We start from the raw sequence: 16,160 nt of genomic DNA, 5'->3' as shown, positions 1-16,160 counted from the left end.
GAAGATTAAAACGAAACGCACCAGAACCGCTGAAAGAGCCAACTAAACCGAACCAAGTTTGGTCGATAGATTTTATGCATGACCAGTTAGCAGATGGTCGAAGCTATCGGTTATTTAATGTCATTGATGACTTTAAACGAGAAGGTCTTGCGATAGAAGCTGGGTTCTCGCTACCCGCGGTGCGGGTAATTCGGACGCTCAACCAACTCCTTGAATGGCGAACAACACCAAAGGTGATCCGTTGTGATAATGGGCCAGAGTTCATCAGTCACGAATTTACAGAATGGGCGAAAAAGAATGGGATCCGAATTGATTACATTCAACCTGGCAAGCCTCAGCAAAATGCCTACATCGAACGACATAACAGAACGATGAGATACTGTTGGGTCAGTAAACATTTATTTGATACACTTGAAGAAGTTCAGGACTATGCCACTAAATGGCTATGATTCTATAATTATGAACGGCCACACAAGGCCAATGGCGGAAAGCCACCTTTGATGGCTGCTTAACCTCTACTTTTAACTACGGTTAAAAATGGGAGGATTACCTCTCCGGCTGACTATGATAGAACCTATTTTATGAACCAAGAAAATGTCTAGGTTAGTCTGGTCGATTCAAACCCATCTCAGCCACCAAACCGCTAATCAAAAACAACGCCAACTCTTCAGAGCTTCCCCACAAAGAGTCAAAAAACAGGCTGCTTGCTAAGGAAGGTGCGAATAAGTCCCGCGCTTGCTCTGCGTGTGCTTAAAGTGGATAGATGCTAGGCACAGTTTGCAGCGAATGGCCCTAGTCCTTCGCAAGAACTGTAACGCAGCAAATACCGCTGTAAGCCTCGCCCTGCGGGGCTTTGATAGCAACACCATTTCGGCGTTATTCAACTTCAGCAGGCCTCGGCATGCCCTCAGTTGAATGCCTTGAACTGTCGCTGCTATCAAAGCCAGAGCTGTGCGACGAGTCCCGCGCTTGCTCTGCGTGTGCTTAAAGTGGATAGATGCTAGGCACAGTTTGCAGCGAATGGCCCTAGTCCTTCGCAAGAACTGTAACGCAGCAAATACCGCTGTAAGCCTCGCCCTGCGGGGCTTTGATAGCAACACCATTTCGGCGTTATTCAACTTCAGCAGGCCTCGGCATGCCCTCAGTTGAATGCCTTGAACTGTCGCTGCTATCAAAGCCAGAGCTGTGCGACGACTTGTTCGCACCTTCCCTAATAAAATGACAGCGTCATTTATACCAACACCGAAACACTCAGCACATATACTTTATCAATAAATACGTGTAGTTAATAAACATCAAAATATGCTAAAAAGCGGTAAAATATTGACAGTTTATTCCCTAAAAAAAGCAGCGTATAGTGCGTTTCTAATTTAGTAACACCTGGGTGCACATCATGTTTCGTTTTACAATTTATTCAATCGTGGCCTATGCCTTCTGGCTAACCTTTGTCGACGTCTCCAATTACTTGGGCGCCGAGGAAGATGGCTGGCTGTCGACCATCAAGAGCGAGTGGGCCAACTTTAAAGATGATGAGCCAGCACTGAACACCACTTACCTCAGCAGCCAGGACAATGATTGCCAGGCCACGAACAGCTGCTACGAAGCGAGTGCGCCACTGGGCGAATAATCTTCAGGCCTAACTTGAGTCGATAAGCTATTAGTATGAGCTTTATGTTCACGAGCTTTAGATTCATTAGCTTTAGGGAAGGTGCGAATAAGTCCCGTGCTTGCTCTGCGTGTGCTTAAAGTGGATAGATGCAAGGCACAGTTTGCAGCGAATGGCCCTAGTCCTTCGCAAGAACTGTAACGCAACAAACACCGCTGTAAGCCTCGCCCTGCGGGGCTTTGATAGCAACACCATTTCGGCATTATTCAACTTCAGCAGGCCTCGGCATGCCCTCAGTTGAATGCCTTGAACTGTCGCTGCTATCAAAGCCAGAGCTGTGCGACGTGCTTGCTCTGCGTGTGCTTAAAGTGGATAGATGCAAGGCACAGTTTGCAGCGAATGGCCCTAGTCCTTCGCAAGAACTGTAACGCAACAAACACCGCTGTAAGCCTCGCCCTGCGGGGCTTTGATAGCAACACCATTTCGGCATTATTCAACTTCAGCAGGCCTCGGCATGCCCTCAGTTGAATGCCTTGAACTGTCGCTGCTATCAAAGCCAGAGCTGTGCGACGACTTGTTCGCACCTTCCTTAGATTCACGAGATTTCGATTTACTCGCTTTAGTTTCGAGAGCTTTAGATTCGAGAGCTTTAGATTCGTGAATTTTATTATCGTGAGACTTAGCTTTATGACGAAAGTTAGATTCATACAAGACTGAGCCTGTATCCCCTTCCCTGGCATCCTAGCGCTATCCTTGCTTCACCCTGGAATCACCCTAGATTCGCCCCTGGACTAGCGTTAAATTTAGCGCTAGGTTTAACGTTAGATTTAGCGCTAGATTGACCCTTTGATTAATTAAGCAAGATACCCGCCAACGTAAAGGCGCTCACAAGGGCGAAGAAGATCCACTGAAACATAGAACGAAACGCCCCCTTCATCTCGGCAAAATACCCTATGTAGATCTGCCAGATGGCAAACAACACAAAGTTCAGCGCGATAAAGAGCAGCAATCCATAGCTTTGCATGCTAGACACCATGGCAAAGGAACAGGCCAGCAGTACCAGCGCCGATAGCACTAGAAAGACCGAGATATAGTGAAACACGCAGTGCATGACAGATTTAGCGATGGGGTCGAAATCGGCCTCAAGCATAGGGGTTAAGAAACGGGTCTTACCTAAGGTAAAATGGCCGATACAGGTTAGGATGGCGATGATGCCGGCGATGAGAAAATAGATGTTCATCGAGTCTCCATGAAAACGAGCGAGTAAAGATCACTCTTACCTAGACCAGTCTAGTCGAATCCTTGTTTCATGCCCGATCAAAAAAAAGTGCACCAGCGCACTCTTTTTCGAAAAATTAATCGGCAACTCAGACGAGTTTACATGGTTGCCATGATCCAATAATCCAGGCGCTGCTGCGGATTGGCCATCAGCTTCTGGCAAGGCCCTTTGTAGCGGCCCATGAGACTGCCAAGATTGTTATTGCTCGGCAGGCTGGCTCTTTGATCGGCGATGGTCGCCGCAAGCTGCTGCTCGACCTTGTCGGCATCCTGATACTTTTTCGCCAGGGTGACGGCGTCTTGACCAGATTGCTTAAGCCTTTCACCCACTGGCTTCATCTGCGGCGCATTCATGCCGGCGATGGTCTCTGAAGCGATTTGATAATAGGCGGCGCACTCCAGCACCTCTTTGTTGAAGGCCAATTCGGCTTCTGAGGGAGCGGCGGCTGCGCTATTGGCCATGAGGGCTAACAGCGAAAGTGTGAGAGTCTTGCGCATCAATACTGTCCTTGAGCAATGAGTTTGAATCATTTCTACTTTAGATGTCACTGAATATCAAGGTTATAGCTTAAAAATTCTTGCTCGACCTTAAAGCCCAGAGACTCATACAGCGCCTGAGCCTGATGGTTGTCTTTATGGGTTTCTAAGAAAATAGAGGCGATGCCCTTGGCCTTGGCCTTGGCATAATCGATGGCGGTGTTCATCAATCGTCGCCCTACTCCGACACAGCGGGCATGCTGGGTGACATAGAGGTCGCTCAAGATAAGATTGGCGCGGGCATGGATAGAACTGAAACTGGGATAGAGCTGACAAAAACCCAGTCCATTGCCCTGGGCATCCAACATCAAGAAGATCACCGCATCCTTGCGAGCCAATCTGGCGTTGATAAACTTGCTGGCCAGGTCGATATCGCTCGCCTGGCCATAAAACTGGCGATATTCGTCAAACAGACTCGTGACTACGGCGGCATCTTCCAAGCTTGCCCTGCGTAATTCTCCCGACATTTATCCTCCCTGATATGTAAAGTTAACTTATACCAATCGTAATAAACAATTGATCATTCTAGCTTGTTAAAACGCTCGATAACTGTATTAGTATTTTTAATTGTAGAATAACTACTTATCTAAAAATCCTGCTTTGTTCTCAAGCGTTTTCCCTGCGCTATTTCTGATCACATATTTACTGTGATTGGTATTATTGGTGTTCTTGATACTGACGCATTCGAAACTTAAGGTTCTGCTTCACGGTCGGCCACTCTGAGGCGATGATAGAGTAAACCACGGTATCGCGTATGGTGCCGTCTTTCAAAATGCGATGATTTCGCAGCACGCCATCTTGCTTAGCCCCTAGGCGAGTGATCGCCTCACGGGATCGCTGATTATGCCAGTGGGTGCGAAACTCCACCGCAATCACGTCTAAGGTCTCGAAGGCGTAGGTGAGTAGCAGGAGTTTACACTCGCTGTTTACCCCGGTGCGCTGCGCCCCCTTGGCATACCAGGTATGGCCAATCTCGATACGCCTGTGGGTCTGATCCCACGACATCAATCGGATACAGCCGACTATCTCGCCCGAGCGTCTGTCTCTGACGGCAAACGCCAGCGCCTCACCACGCTGCTCACTGGCTAGGGCCTGCTCGACATAGGCCTTCATCTCATCGGGATGGGGCGCCGAGGTATACCAGAGGTTCCACAGCTCGCCATCACTCACCGCGATAGACAAGGCGGGAATATGCTCCTCCTGCAGCAGCTCCAGCACCACGCGCTCACCACTTAAACAGCCTCTCAATGCATCCTGACTCATGTTGAAACTCCATGCCTTAAGCTTGTGTAGCATCACTACAGCTCACTGGCTCTGCCTTGTATAAATCACCTGCAATCTGCTGCAACACAAACAGGAAAGCTCAACTGGCCCTAGTAATAGCAAAACCATATGACCGATAGATGAAATGTCCTGCTTGTCGTTTGTGCCCGGCGAGGGGCTAGCCCCTTACCTTCGCAGGTCTGCCCTAAGCAAAAAGCGGACTAAGCCAAAGGCAGACTAGGTTGCGACATTGCTAATACACACGCTAACAAAATATCCAATTTAATTAAAGCGTTATATTGTAAAGAAGCACCTCTTCATCTCCCCCCCAGGCCATGGGACCCTTTAAGCTAAAGCCTAACTTTTCCAACAATGTCCTCGAGGCCTGGTTGTCCTCATTGACTATGGCCAGCAGCTCGCCAAGCCTTAACGCCTTGGCATGGGCGAGTACGGCTTGGCAGGCCTCCAGTGCATAGCCCTTGCCCAGAAACTCTGGCAGCAGCGCATAACCAAGGTCGATGCCCGGCAGCTGCTCACGATTCACCAGCCCCGCCACACCAAGGATGTCACCGCTTTGTCTCAGCTCGAAGCAATACATGCCGTAGCCATGTTCTTGATAGCTATTGATCGGCCCTTCGATCAGGTAATTTTCCGCCTGTGCCAGGGTGCGCACACCGCGATCGCCTATGTTGTCGAGAAAGCCCTGACTATTGAGTAATGCCAACATAAAGGGGGCGTCTTTTACCGTCATCTCACGCAGGATAAGACGCTCAGTTTCTAAGGTAAGCAATTCATTCTCCTCCACATCCTTTGAACTCGACTATACTGTGATTGGTTCTACATAGGAAGTGGTTCTAAATGACACAACACACGCCAAAAATCAGTCAATATCATGTCATTGCGGCAGTGGTCGCCGCCGAACTCAATCAGACGCTCAGCTACTGTAAACAGATTAATCTCACCGCCAGCAATGCCCAGGCCGCCTCGGCACGGGTAGGGAACGCAGCGCTTGGTTTTAAGGCGTTAACCGGCTTTATCGACGATCTCGCCTCCTACACCATGAAGGCGGCAACCGACATCAATCAGCTGGCTCACCAGGCCAGTCGCCTCGCCACAGAGACCGCCCGCGCCGCGGTGGCCCTTAAACATTTTCAACGAGCCAAACTCAAGGCCAATGGCGCGCCCTATGGCGATACCATCAATCCTGCCGTCGCCGCCACCCAGGCCAATCACAGCAAGTTACAACAAGAATTTGATCGCCTTATCGACAGGATGGAAAACCAGCTCTTTGAACTTAAACGTAATCTACGCACCGCGAATATTCTGGCCTCCATCTGCCGCATCGAGGCGTGTAGGGTCGATACCGCCAACCAGGCCATATTCAACGATGTGGCTAACCGGGTGGATGATGTCGCCCAGCTGATCCGCCGGCGCGTCGACCACGCCATTACCCTCTTTGGCAACACAGCCCCCTGAACATTTTTTGCAGACCTTTTTTACAGACAAGGAGTCACAACCATGAAGAGTGAGCTAATCATCGAAACCCCCACCCACAAATGGCTCTACTTTGGTCGCGACCCCGATAAACCCGATAAGATCATCGACACCAACCAATACATGGTCGTCAGCAGCCACCATGCCCTGCTGATGGATCCAGGCGGCATAGAGCTGTTCGCGGCCATGCTGGCTAACATAGTCAAACACATTCCCCTGAGTCAGCTGACCCACCTGTTTGCCTCACACCAGGACCCGGACATCATCTCCTCTCTCGGGCTATGGGACCAAACCCTGCCCAAGGCCAAACTCTACTCCCCTTGGTTGTGGGAGGGGTTCATCCGTCACTTTGGTATGCATAACATCAGCTATGAGCCCATAGCCGACAACGGTGGTAGTTTAAACTTGGATCAGGTGGAGCTGCAGTTTATCCCGGCCCACTACCTGCACGCCTCGGGGAATTTTCATGTGTATGACCCGGTAACCAAGGTGCTGATGACGGGCGATATAGGGGCGGCGCTGGAGGATCCCCAGGCAGATATCTATGTGGATGATTTCGAGCAACACTGCGCCAAGATGGCCTACTTTCATCAGCGGTGGATGCCGTCGAATCGTGCCAAAAACGATTGGATAAAACGGGTGCGTAGACTCGATGTTCAGTATCTCTGTCCCCAGCACGGTAGGATCTTCCGTGGTGAACAGGTAAGGCAGTTCCTCGACTGGTTCGAAAACCTCAACGTGGGTGTTGGTGTCTAGGGCCTGTTGAACTTTAGCGTTCACTCCCGTGCTTGCTCTGCGTGTGCTTAAAGTGGATAGATGCAAGGCGCAGTTTGCAGCGAATGGCCCTAGTCCTTCGCAAGAACTGTAACGCAGCAAATACCGCTGTAAGCCTCGCCCTGCGGGGCTTTGATAGCAACACCATTTCGGCGTTATTCAACTTCAGCAGGCCTCGGCATGCCCTCAGTTGAATGCCTTGAACTGTCGCTGCTATCAAAGCCAGAGCTGTGCGACGACTTGTTCGCCCCTTCCCTAGATCAATGAGCGATAACGCAGTAGAAAAATGATACAGACGCTGCCCGCAGGGTTCGTCTTGAGCACGTTCAACTCTTTGTTTCTCGGCTTTTATATAGAATAGCTATATCTCAAGCCTCTAGCCGCGATTTGAACGCGCTCAATTAGAACAAAATTTGTTCTCAAAAGGTCAACAGGCCCCAGCCCCTCTTGCGACAGGCAAAAAAATGCCCGCAACCTGCGGGCAACACAATCACTTAGGGTGAAAACCTAATAGGGTGGGTCATTACCACTTTGCCAGTTTTTACCGCCCTGTAAACCCGACCAAAGTCGAAACTCCCTGGCCAGACTTCACAATATTGGCTGCTATCGCCTCTGTCAGAGGTAACGCACCGCCGAGCCTGCAGATTTTTGTGGCTTTAACGGCGCCTTCACCGCAGGCGTACCCAGATAGAGGAAGCCCACTATCTGATCTTGCTCACCCAGGTCGAGTTCCCGATGAAGATGACGATTAAAGGCCAAAGGCCCGGTGCGCCAGATGCCACCTAATCCGAGGGCGAAGGCCGCTTGCTGCATCGCCATACAGGCGCAGCCTGCGGCAATATGTTGCTCGAGCGCCGGCACCTTAGGATGCTCGCTGACCTTAGCCACCACAGTCACCACCATGGGGGCGCGCATCGGCATGTTGGCGGCCTTGGCTATCGCCGCCTCGTCACCGCAATCTTGCTCCATAGCCTTCACAAAATGATCCGCCAGGCGGGTTAAACCGTCACCCTCGGCGATAATAAATTCCCACGGGGTAAGGCCTGCGTGATCCGGCACCCGCACCGCGGCGTTTAAGATCTGAGTTAATTGCGCCTCATCGGGAGCCGGGGCGACTAATCTGGGGCAAGACTGCCGAGTCAACAGAAGTTCGATCGCATCCACAAAGATTATCCTGTCATTAATACCGACCACGAGGGTAACAAATTGGTAAAAAAAATCCCACCAAAACAGTGGGATTTACACTCTACCGCGTTTGCTTAAGCCTTAGTCTGATACTTGCGGGCAATCCAATAGTCCAGGCTGGTATAACGTCCACCACCTATGCTCAACAAGGCAAACAGCATCAGCAGATAGGTCACGGCAAATTCGATGCCGTTATTGAGGATCACGAAGTTACCCGAGGAGGTCAGCCAGTCATAATTTCCATACTCCTGCAACAGCGACTTGGCCGCCGCGAGTTTTTCGGCGGACGCCATTACCTGCTCATTGGCCAGCCAGGAGCTAGAATCGGCGATGGCCAACCAGCCATTTTGCCAATGAACGCTAAAGGCCGCCACCGCCATGGTGACCATCAAGGGAATTGAGATCAAGCGGGTGGCTAGGCCCAGGATCAACAAGATCCCGCCGACAAACTCGCTGCCAGCCGCCAGTGCCACCATCACCTCGGGCATGGGCAGACCTAGCCCCCACTCGGCGTTGCCGAACCAGGCTGCCGTATCGCTAAAGTGGGACAGCTTGTTGTAACCCGCCTGCATCAGCACAGGGGCCAGATAGAGCCTCAATGCCAGGGCCGCCACACCATCAAGCTGGGCGATCCCCTGGGTAAATTTAGCGTACAGTTTCTGCATAACCTCACTCTCTCATTATTTTGTCATTACCTAATAGACCCTTAGCTGAACAATTTAATTTCAGCAAGACTGCATAAAGACAAGCGTAAGAGGATTTAGGAAGATAGGGAGATAGTAGATAGAGGAGTCAGGCGATGAGCACCATGAAGTCGTCGAAGCATTGCAGGTAGTCGCTCACACTGTGAGGCAGACTCGTATCTGGCGCACTCTCGCCCGCCTCTGTCCCGCCCCGACTCGCCATCAACAGCGCCCAACAGGCGGCAAAATACCAATAGAGTGCCAGCGCAGCCGGAATTGCCGCCTGCGCCTTGTGGTTTAACTTGGGATGCCCCTCGAGGTAGCCCAGGATCAGCTTATGGCGCTGCTCGGTGGAGAGCCTATGGGTCGCCAGCACGCTGGCGAGATCCACCAGGGGATGCGAGCTACAGGCATATTCGTAATCGATACACCAGAGTCGCCCTTGACTCATCAAGAGATTATGGGGGTTGAGATCGCGGTGGCTGTATTGCGGTGCCAGCTCACAGGCATCGAGCTCTGCAAGGACGGCGTCGACGCGCGCTCGATGGGCCTTAAGCTCAAGCCATCTCTGCTGCCATTGATCGCCATATGACGCGGGAGTTCGGCAACCTTCGGCTATACAGTCTAACCGGTGAAAGTAGCGCCGCCACTGCTCGCTCACAGAGATGGGGTTCTCTGGCACGGGCAGACGACTCAGGCCGCGAAGCAGCTCCAGCAGCAACACCTCGGCATCGGGTCGGGTAACGGCTTCATCCTGCAGCGGATGAGCGGGATTGGCCGTCATCAGGCGGCTCCAATCTTCCTCTGTGTTGATGAAACGACTCAGATAGAAGCGGTTGTCAGGCGCCACATATATCAGCTCAGGAGCTATGCCTTGCCGCTGTGCCAGACGCCAGTTCGCCACCTCATGATCCCGGGCACTGATCTGGCTGCTCGCCTGACTGTTGACCCGCAGCACCAGCTGCTTGCCGGCATTGCTCAGATGATAGTTTTGGTTGCTCAGCCCCCGCGAGAGCGCTTGTATATGTGTGGTCGCATCGAGTGGGCAGCCCAGGCTGGCCAGCTGCGTCTTAACCGCCTCAGGCAGGCTTTCATGCAAACCATCACGCCGACTATCGCCAGCCATCAGCCGCTAGCCTCGACAGGTGTCACAGCACGGCCCGCATTAGTCATAGGAGTAATCCGCCTCGCTTGGCTGCTGCATGCTGGTGCGCCACAGAAAGTATCCCCCAATCGCCATGCCCACATACAGGATGAACAGCATAGAGGTGAGCATCAAGCCCTTGTTGAGATAGAGATAGATGGAGACCAGATCAATGACCACCCAGTAGAACCAGTTCTCAAGCACCTTGCGGGCCACCAGATAGGTGGTCATCACGGCAAAGCAGCTGGTTGCGGCGTCTAGATATGGGTAAGAGGCCTGAGTGTAGCTCGCCATCAAATGGCCGACCACCAGGGAAACCACGCTGGTCGCGACAATCAGATAGATATGCCGTCCCAGCGACCAGCTCACCACCTCGACACCATGATCTTCACCGCCGCCATAGCGCCACAGCCAGAAGCCGTAGCCGGCCATCGCCATGTAGTAGACGTTGAGCAGCGACTCCATCAGCAGGGAGACCTCCCAAAACAGCAAGGTATAGATGGCGGTGCTGACAAACGCCGCCGCCCAGCACCAGATGTTGCCGCGCATCGCCAGCGCCAGGTAGGCCAGTGCCAAGACCACGGCAACGGCCTCCCAGGCCGTCATGGCGTTGGCCTGCTCGAAAGCCTGGGTCAGGGTGCTGACCAAAGCGGACCAGAAATCTATCATAGGATGAGTGTCGCTCCCGTTAACTTATTCGCCTTTTGGCCTTATTCCTGATGAGACAGGTCCAGCTCGCCGCCGATAAACTTGACCACGAACACCGCCTTGCCCCACTTCTGGTGGGCGGCCTCCATCTCGGTGGCCAACATCTGCATCACCTCGCCATACTCACCACACACCTGAGTGGCCATGGCATTGGTACGGCGCTCTATGTTGGGGTAGCCGTCTACCCTGCCGATAAACCACTTGATGGGATCGATATAGTTATCCTTGAGGGGATACATGCTGATTTCAGCGGTTAATTTCATCTTAACTCCTTAATGGGGCGAGCCCTGCCCGCCCCTGTCGTAATAAGCAACTATCTAAAATCAAAAAACATCCGGCCAATTACATAAACTTGACGTTAAGCGTAACGCCTAGCTGGCGAGGATCGCCGTAGCGGATATATTGCTTGTCGGCCCAGCCGTTATCTGGCTCGTTACCGAAATAGAAGCCGCGCACGCCATACTGCTCGTCAAACAGGTTGCGACCCCAAAGGTAAGCCGACCAGGTTTCTGTCTCATAACCAACACGGGCATTGAAGATAGTATAGGGCTCTGACTTGGAATCGTTGCTGTCTGAGTAGTAGAACTCACTCTTACCACTTGTGGTCAGGTTGGCGAACCAACCCAGATCGCTGCGATAGGTCGCCCCCGCGCTATAGGTAAGATTAGGCGAGTGAGCCAGTTCGCGGCCACTGAGGTCCACCAATCCACCGTACTTATCCTGGTAGGCGTAATCGCCATAGGCGGTCTCTAGCCAGCCGAGGGTAGCGTATAACTTAAGGTTATCTGTGGCGTACCAGTTGGCTTCCAGCTCGGCACCATAGTTGTGGGAGCTACCGGCGTTTTCGATATAGAGGATAAACTTCTGTGGTTCATCCGGGTTTTGCTGGGAGGCAGAGACCTGCTGATCGCGTCTGTCCATGTAAAACAGCGAGAAATGCGTGGTGGCGTCGCCATCGAGCCACTCGGACTTGAGGCCAAGCTCATAGTTGTATAGGGTCTCGGCCTGGAACTCTTTCTTATCACTCAATGAGGTCGGCAGCGACATGTTGAAACCACCCGCCTTATAGCCGCGGGCGATACGCGCATAAGCCTGATGATCTGGGCTCAGCGTCTTACTCAGGGCAATATGACCACCCCACATGTTCTCAGACGGCGCGAAGGCATCGTTGGCAGAGTCGCTGTAGTCACTCTCGCGGCGCTCGAGGCGCGCACCGACAGAAAGCGCATAGCCATGGCCTAGGTCGCTGTCTAACTGGGCGAAAACGGCCAAATTAGTCGCCTCATAATCGGCCATGAGATTGTCTTCCCAGCCGTTGTAGACCTCGGTAGTGTCGTTGTCTTCTGTGAGTCTCAGGCCATAGACACCCACCAACCAGTCGGTGCTACCGCCTAAGATACGTCCCGCCTCGGTGGAGCTTAGACGAAACTCTTGAGACAGTGTGGTTCTGTCGCCCAGCTTGTTCCAGGTATAGTCATACTGGCAAGGCTCACCCTCACAGCTGCGGGCCGCCCAATATGCCGGATTTGCCCAGTCACCGTCGTAGCCGTGGTGAGTATCACTCTGGGCCATGGAGCTAAGCGACACCAGCTCAAAACTGTCGGCGCCCGAGTAGGTCAGCTTCAGTGAGCCACCCGTGGTGCGCTGCTTGTCGACGCCAGGCTCATCGGTAAGGGTATCGAAACCGTTGTTGTCCAGTGTCCAGGCATCATAGCCATTGTTAAAGTCGGCGTGCATCAGGCTGAGATCCGCCACCAGATCGTCTGTGGCGTACCAGCGCAGCTTGATGCGGCCGGTAAACTCGTCACGGCCATTGGTGTCGTCACGCCCCAGATACAGATTGTCGCGATAACCGTTCTGATCGTGCTGCTGCAATGAGACGCGGTACAGCAGCTTGCCCGAGTCGGTTACCGGCCCTGAGCTGAAACCGCTAAAGGTGCGCAGGTTATCGTCACCCAGTTGCACCTCGGCGCCATGTTCGAATACCGAGGTGGGATCGTTACTCTTAAGATAGATGAGTCCCGCCAGCGCGTTGGCGCCATAGCGAGTCCCCTGAGGACCACGCAACACCTCGACCTGCTGCAGATCGTACATGCTGGAGATCATTCCAATGCCAGACAGATCTATGTCGTCTATGATATAGCCCACGGAGGAGTTAGGCGCCCCCTGATACTCCTCCTGCTCGCCGACACCGCGGATCTGGAAGTATTTTGCCCGTGAGCTGCCGCCAGACCAGTTAAAGTTGGCAATACCGTTGAGTACATCTTCGAAGTGCTGGGCGCCCTCGTCTTCTATCTGTTGTTGGTCGATAACGCTGATGCTCGATGGCACCTTGTCCAGGCTGGATTGGCGAAAATCAGAGGTGACGACGATCACTTCCATCTCGTCATTAGTCGGTGGCGTATCGTTCGCCATCAGGCTGGTGTGAGTTAACGCCGCAGCAACGGCAAGGGCGATGGGTGAATAAGATTTTAATGTAAACATGGGACCTCAAATTAATATTGAGATCCGGCACTTAAGAAAGCGAGAAAGAATGCACAGACAGATCGCGTTGAATCTAGTGATGTGGCCCATTCCTACGCCGGTATTAGCCGGATCAGGTTCTAAGGGTTCGTCCAGCGGACATCTCAGTCAATCGCAAAGCCTATGGCTTGGCATTAACACCCCTTGGCGAGGCCGATTATACATGACTCATACAAAGAGTTGACATATTTAACGCAAAATTTGCGCCTGACCCATAAAAAAACGCCTGCATTGCTGACGTTTTCATCAAATCATTCGCTCGACTCATCCATGAAAGCGATTTTTAATTGGAAATGGCCTCGCGCACATAGAGTTCGCAGCGCACCGCAGTGGCATTAGGCGACAGCGCCGTCACCTGCATCTGCTGCTTACCATGGAGCTTAAGCGCCTTCCAGCTCACGCCCTCATCTTCCACCGCCGCACCATTGATATCGTACCAGGTGAACTTATATTGTAGATGGAGATCTGTGGCCGCCTTGCTGATAACGGTAGCGCGGGCCCGCAAGAAACCCGCCTCAGCCTGTGTGGCCACCCCACTGACATCCACATCCGAGTGGAAGGAGCCGTTGTCCACCCGCACCTCGCCGGTAGAGCTGGTCATGATGCCGCCGGTATGCGGCGCACAGGCTGCCAGTCCCAACAACATGCAGCCTAACACTAATCCCTTGTTCATCTTTACCCTCCTAACGCCAACCATTGACTCGGTTACTCTATCAGAAAATGGGCACGTGCCGTGGCGATCAACGCCTTACGGTTGGTTTGCCAGCAGTTGATGTTTACGTTGGCCACCCGTCGCCCTTGGCGAGTGATCTTGCACTCGGCAAAACTGTCTCTATGATGGCCGGCTCGCAGGTAATCGATAGAGAAGTCGACAATTTTGGGCACCTTAGTGGTCTGCATAAACACCATCAACTGCACGATGGCCGACATCTCCATGAAACCGGCGATCACCCCGCCATGAATGGCTGGCAGAGTTGGATTACCGATATTCTCATCTTTCTTGGGCAGCTGAAACACCAGCTCGTCGCCGAAGCGTGCCACCTGCATGCCGATAAACTTTGCATAAGGTACGTGTGCCAATAGGTGACCGAAATCGTTGAGCTCGGTGGCCTTCTTGACGATATCTTTAACGTTTAGTGCCTGATTAGCCTCTGGCGAAACCATGATCATTCCCCTTCTCCCATCAAAGCCTGTCTGAAGGCATCACCCACCATCTCTGGGCTGATGCGCATGAAAGAGCCCACCGCATGGGCGATAGGATCATCGATAGAATCCTGATAGGCGATGGCGCGGGTAAAGGCCACGCTCGATGAGAGCCTATAACACTCGGCAAAACCATAAACGCTCTTATTCGGCTCGGCCGGTTTCATGTAATCAACTCTCAGATCCAGCGTCGGCGATAACTCAAGAGACTTGTACTTATCGAAGATATTGCACACCACCGCCGTACCACAGGCGGTGTCCATCAAGGTGGTGATCACCCCGCCGTGTATCACACCGGTATCGGGGTAACCGATCAGCTCGCTGCTATAGGGAAGCTCGATCAACACGTGCTGCTCGCTGGCTTCAAGCACACTCAGTCCGAGTCGGCGGCACTGCACTAGCTGGCCGACAAAGCGTGTGGCCAAGTCCGTCAGCGGGAAAAAATCAGGATTTGTCTTCATTGCTCAACACAGTCCAGAAGTAAGTCGGGATTAACGCGACACCAGCGGTCCCATAAAATCGCCGCCTAATAGGTGCATATGAATATGGAAGACTTCCTGGCCGCCATGCTTATTACAGTTCATGATGAGACGATAACCGTCTTCGGCGATCCCCGCCTCATCAGCCAGCTTGGCCGCCACCGTCATCATGCGCCCTAATGCCTTCTCGTCAGATGCCTTCACATCGTTAACCGTCGGAATAAGATGGTTAGGGATGATGAGAATATGGGTTGGCGCCTTAGGTTGAATGTCACGAAAGGCCGTGACCAACTCATCTTGATATAGGATATCGGCGGGAATTTCGCGTCTAATAATTTTACTGAAAATGGTCTCTTCGGCCATTGCACTATCCTCGATGTGACGTTATTCCTGTCAGTATACTCACAAATGACCAATTTGTGATCCTTCATATAAATAAAGGAGTTAACTCGGTTAACGAGTGATGATTTTTAGCGCAGAGATCAAAAAAGCCCACCAGATGAACAGGTGGGCCTTATTACTCTTTTCGACAGTGCTTTTTACCGACGAAGGCTCTTTACCGGGATACTGTTACGACAACACAGGCCAAGTTTTAATGTTAAGGGCTATTTAACCGAATGCTAATCTATCGCTGTGATTCTTATTCTTCTGTTTCAGCTGCTTAAGCTCCTCACGCTCGGCCTCTATCTGTAGCAACCTAGGCGACTTAAAAGTCATTCTGATATAGCCATCTTCACGCGTCTCGGATAGCTGTTCAAGCGAGACGTTGGTACCATCATCCATTGCTCCATACCAACGCTTACCCGAGCAGCTTACCTGTAATACGCATTTATATGAACTCATCTCATTGGCAAAATATTGAGTCGTCTGATAACCCGTATCGAGCAATGATTGCTTAATAAAATTAAAATCTTCTTTATAGTCATCATCATATAAGCCATAGATTTTGCTTGTCACGATAACTTTTAATAGCCCATGTTGCTTGTCGGCATACAGCACATAGTCATTGGCTAAAGATAAAGATTTAGGTAACGCATGGGTTTCTACCCTGAGTTCATCTCCCTGGCGTTTGACCTCGCCATACCGGCTGACATCCTCCCCCCAATCAAGTCCAAAAGGCGCCGTTCCATGTGCATAAAGTGGCGCTAACACTAGTAATAATGCTAACTTCTTCATTGTACCTACTCAGCAAGTCAAAAACTTGACGAATTCTACCTCAGCGAGAATCAATGTGAAACCGAAATGAGTCAACTAAACAATAAAAATATATAGTTATATAATGT

General features: G+C 51.8%; 19 protein-coding genes, 1 pseudogene and 1 riboswitch. Of the genes and pseudogenes, 4 read left to right on the top strand and 16 right to left on the bottom strand.

From position 1 onward, the window contains the following. Both L1D47_RS18515 and L1D47_RS18510 read left to right on the top strand, forming a co-directional pair. Window positions 1-446, top strand: a pseudogene (locus tag L1D47_RS18515) (DDE-type integrase/transposase/recombinase); the annotation flags it as partial. A gap of 947 nt (window positions 447-1,393) precedes the next feature. Next, window positions 1,394-1,627 (top strand): hypothetical protein, encoded by a 234-nt coding sequence (locus L1D47_RS18510; protein WP_041511464.1) that lies wholly within the window; start codon window positions 1,394-1,396, stop codon window positions 1,625-1,627. A gap of 829 nt (window positions 1,628-2,456) precedes the next feature. On the opposite strand, the gene L1D47_RS18505 is transcribed toward L1D47_RS18510, so the two are convergent. The 5 genes from L1D47_RS18505 to L1D47_RS18485 form a co-directional block, all read right to left on the bottom strand. Then, on the bottom strand, window positions 2,457-2,846 hold the full coding sequence (locus tag L1D47_RS18505) for a hypothetical protein (RefSeq protein ID WP_239850371.1): 390 nt from the start codon (window positions 2,844-2,846) through the stop codon (window positions 2,457-2,459). Window positions 2,847-2,983: 137 nt separating this feature from the next. Further along, window positions 2,984-3,382 (bottom strand): hypothetical protein, encoded by a 399-nt coding sequence (locus L1D47_RS18500; RefSeq protein ID WP_041511466.1) that lies wholly within the window; start codon window positions 3,380-3,382, stop codon window positions 2,984-2,986. Window positions 3,383-3,429: 47 nt separating this feature from the next. Further along, window positions 3,430-3,888 (bottom strand): GNAT family N-acetyltransferase, encoded by a 459-nt coding sequence (locus tag L1D47_RS18495; protein WP_239886339.1) that lies wholly within the window; start codon window positions 3,886-3,888, stop codon window positions 3,430-3,432. Window positions 3,889-4,078: 190 nt separating this feature from the next. After that, the gene (locus tag L1D47_RS18490) at window positions 4,079-4,684 is read right to left on the bottom strand and encodes a GNAT family protein (RefSeq protein ID WP_239886338.1); all 606 of its coding nucleotides are present in this window, start codon (window positions 4,682-4,684) and stop codon (window positions 4,079-4,081) included. Window positions 4,685-4,970: 286 nt separating this feature from the next. Next, window positions 4,971-5,474 (bottom strand): GNAT family N-acetyltransferase, encoded by a 504-nt coding sequence (locus L1D47_RS18485; protein ID WP_239886337.1) that lies wholly within the window; start codon window positions 5,472-5,474, stop codon window positions 4,971-4,973. 68 nt (window positions 5,475-5,542) lie between these two features. Between L1D47_RS18485 and L1D47_RS18480 the strand changes: the two genes are divergently transcribed. Both L1D47_RS18480 and L1D47_RS18475 read left to right on the top strand, forming a co-directional pair. Beyond that, a complete protein-coding gene (locus L1D47_RS18480; protein ID WP_239886336.1) occupies window positions 5,543-6,160 on the top strand; it encodes a chemotaxis protein in 618 nt (205 codons plus the stop codon). A 42-nt stretch (window positions 6,161-6,202) separates the two neighbouring features. Then, a complete protein-coding gene (locus tag L1D47_RS18475; protein ID WP_239886335.1) occupies window positions 6,203-6,934 on the top strand; it encodes an MBL fold metallo-hydrolase in 732 nt (243 codons plus the stop codon). A 633-nt stretch (window positions 6,935-7,567) separates the two neighbouring features. On the opposite strand, the gene L1D47_RS18470 is transcribed toward L1D47_RS18475, so the two are convergent. From L1D47_RS18470 to L1D47_RS18420, 11 genes are all read right to left on the bottom strand, one after another. After that, entirely contained in the window at window positions 7,568-8,116 is a 549-nt protein-coding gene (locus L1D47_RS18470; RefSeq protein WP_239886334.1) for an NAD(P)H nitroreductase, read from the bottom strand. A gap of 95 nt (window positions 8,117-8,211) precedes the next feature. After that, window positions 8,212-8,802 (bottom strand): DoxX family protein, encoded by a 591-nt coding sequence (locus L1D47_RS18465; RefSeq protein WP_239886333.1) that lies wholly within the window; start codon window positions 8,800-8,802, stop codon window positions 8,212-8,214. A 127-nt stretch (window positions 8,803-8,929) separates the two neighbouring features. Next, window positions 8,930-9,946 (bottom strand): phosphotransferase, encoded by a 1,017-nt coding sequence (locus L1D47_RS18460; RefSeq protein WP_239886332.1) that lies wholly within the window; start codon window positions 9,944-9,946, stop codon window positions 8,930-8,932. A 39-nt stretch (window positions 9,947-9,985) separates the two neighbouring features. After that, window positions 9,986-10,633 carry a nicotinamide riboside transporter PnuC gene (gene pnuC / locus L1D47_RS18455; protein WP_239886331.1) on the bottom strand — a complete coding sequence of 216 codons (648 nt, stop codon included), beginning with the start codon at window positions 10,631-10,633 and terminating at the stop codon, window positions 9,986-9,988. 41 nt (window positions 10,634-10,674) lie between these two features. Next, window positions 10,675-10,935 carry a hypothetical protein gene (locus tag L1D47_RS18450; RefSeq protein WP_041511475.1) on the bottom strand — a complete coding sequence of 87 codons (261 nt, stop codon included), beginning with the start codon at window positions 10,933-10,935 and terminating at the stop codon, window positions 10,675-10,677. Between the two features lie 79 nt (window positions 10,936-11,014). Next, window positions 11,015-13,156: a TonB-dependent receptor gene (locus L1D47_RS18445; protein WP_239886330.1), complete on the bottom strand. Its 2,142-nt coding sequence runs from the start codon at window positions 13,154-13,156 to the stop codon at window positions 11,015-11,017. 72 nt (window positions 13,157-13,228) lie between these two features. Next, window positions 13,229-13,350, bottom strand: a riboswitch (TPP riboswitch). Between the two features lie 128 nt (window positions 13,351-13,478). Then, window positions 13,479-13,868 carry a YcfL family protein gene (locus L1D47_RS18440; protein WP_239886329.1) on the bottom strand — a complete coding sequence of 130 codons (390 nt, stop codon included), beginning with the start codon at window positions 13,866-13,868 and terminating at the stop codon, window positions 13,479-13,481. A gap of 32 nt (window positions 13,869-13,900) precedes the next feature. Further along, window positions 13,901-14,365: a PaaI family thioesterase gene (locus L1D47_RS18435; protein ID WP_239886328.1), complete on the bottom strand. Its 465-nt coding sequence runs from the start codon at window positions 14,363-14,365 to the stop codon at window positions 13,901-13,903. Beyond that, window positions 14,362-14,859 carry a PaaI family thioesterase gene (locus tag L1D47_RS18430; protein ID WP_041511479.1) on the bottom strand — a complete coding sequence of 166 codons (498 nt, stop codon included), beginning with the start codon at window positions 14,857-14,859 and terminating at the stop codon, window positions 14,362-14,364. The genes L1D47_RS18435 and L1D47_RS18430 overlap by 4 nt, the downstream gene beginning before the upstream one ends. A gap of 30 nt (window positions 14,860-14,889) precedes the next feature. After that, on the bottom strand, window positions 14,890-15,240 hold the full coding sequence (gene hinT, locus L1D47_RS18425; RefSeq protein ID WP_041511480.1) for a purine nucleoside phosphoramidase: 351 nt from the start codon (window positions 15,238-15,240) through the stop codon (window positions 14,890-14,892). 246 nt (window positions 15,241-15,486) lie between these two features. Then, window positions 15,487-16,053 (bottom strand): hypothetical protein, encoded by a 567-nt coding sequence (locus tag L1D47_RS18420; RefSeq protein ID WP_239886327.1) that lies wholly within the window; start codon window positions 16,051-16,053, stop codon window positions 15,487-15,489. Window positions 16,054-16,160: the final 107 nt, after the last annotated feature.

Source organism: Shewanella sp. Isolate7, from assembly GCF_022398425.1.
Lineage (GTDB): Bacteria > Pseudomonadota > Gammaproteobacteria > Enterobacterales > Shewanellaceae > Shewanella.
Note: the sequence above shows the minus strand (reverse complement) of the source record. Positions and strands in the feature narration are given on the sequence as shown.

Coding starts and splice junctions, on each gene's coding strand:
- hinT (WP_041511480.1), bottom strand. CDS start 15,240: ATGGCCGAAGAGACCATTTTCAGTAAAATTATTAGACGCGAAATTCCC.
- L1D47_RS18495 (WP_239886339.1), bottom strand. CDS start 3,888: ATGTCGGGAGAATTACGCAGGGCAAGCTTGGAAGATGCCGCCGTAGTC.
- L1D47_RS18430 (WP_041511479.1), bottom strand. CDS start 14,859: ATGAAGACAAATCCTGATTTTTTCCCGCTGACGGACTTGGCCACACGC.
- L1D47_RS18500 (WP_041511466.1), bottom strand. CDS start 3,382: ATGCGCAAGACTCTCACACTTTCGCTGTTAGCCCTCATGGCCAATAGC.
- L1D47_RS18505 (WP_239850371.1), bottom strand. CDS start 2,846: ATGAACATCTATTTTCTCATCGCCGGCATCATCGCCATCCTAACCTGT.
- L1D47_RS18480 (WP_239886336.1), top strand. CDS start 5,543: ATGACACAACACACGCCAAAAATCAGTCAATATCATGTCATTGCGGCA.
- L1D47_RS18435 (WP_239886328.1), bottom strand. CDS start 14,365: ATGATCATGGTTTCGCCAGAGGCTAATCAGGCACTAAACGTTAAAGAT.
- pnuC (WP_239886331.1), bottom strand. CDS start 10,633: ATGATAGATTTCTGGTCCGCTTTGGTCAGCACCCTGACCCAGGCTTTC.
- L1D47_RS18420 (WP_239886327.1), bottom strand. CDS start 16,053: ATGAAGAAGTTAGCATTATTACTAGTGTTAGCGCCACTTTATGCACAT.
- L1D47_RS18450 (WP_041511475.1), bottom strand. CDS start 10,935: ATGAAATTAACCGCTGAAATCAGCATGTATCCCCTCAAGGATAACTAT.
- L1D47_RS18440 (WP_239886329.1), bottom strand. CDS start 13,868: ATGAACAAGGGATTAGTGTTAGGCTGCATGTTGTTGGGACTGGCAGCC.
- L1D47_RS18490 (WP_239886338.1), bottom strand. CDS start 4,684: ATGAGTCAGGATGCATTGAGAGGCTGTTTAAGTGGTGAGCGCGTGGTG.
- L1D47_RS18460 (WP_239886332.1), bottom strand. CDS start 9,946: ATGGCTGGCGATAGTCGGCGTGATGGTTTGCATGAAAGCCTGCCTGAG.
- L1D47_RS18510 (WP_041511464.1), top strand. CDS start 1,394: ATGTTTCGTTTTACAATTTATTCAATCGTGGCCTATGCCTTCTGGCTA.
- L1D47_RS18475 (WP_239886335.1), top strand. CDS start 6,203: ATGAAGAGTGAGCTAATCATCGAAACCCCCACCCACAAATGGCTCTAC.
- L1D47_RS18465 (WP_239886333.1), bottom strand. CDS start 8,802: ATGCAGAAACTGTACGCTAAATTTACCCAGGGGATCGCCCAGCTTGAT.
- L1D47_RS18445 (WP_239886330.1), bottom strand. CDS start 13,156: ATGTTTACATTAAAATCTTATTCACCCATCGCCCTTGCCGTTGCTGCG.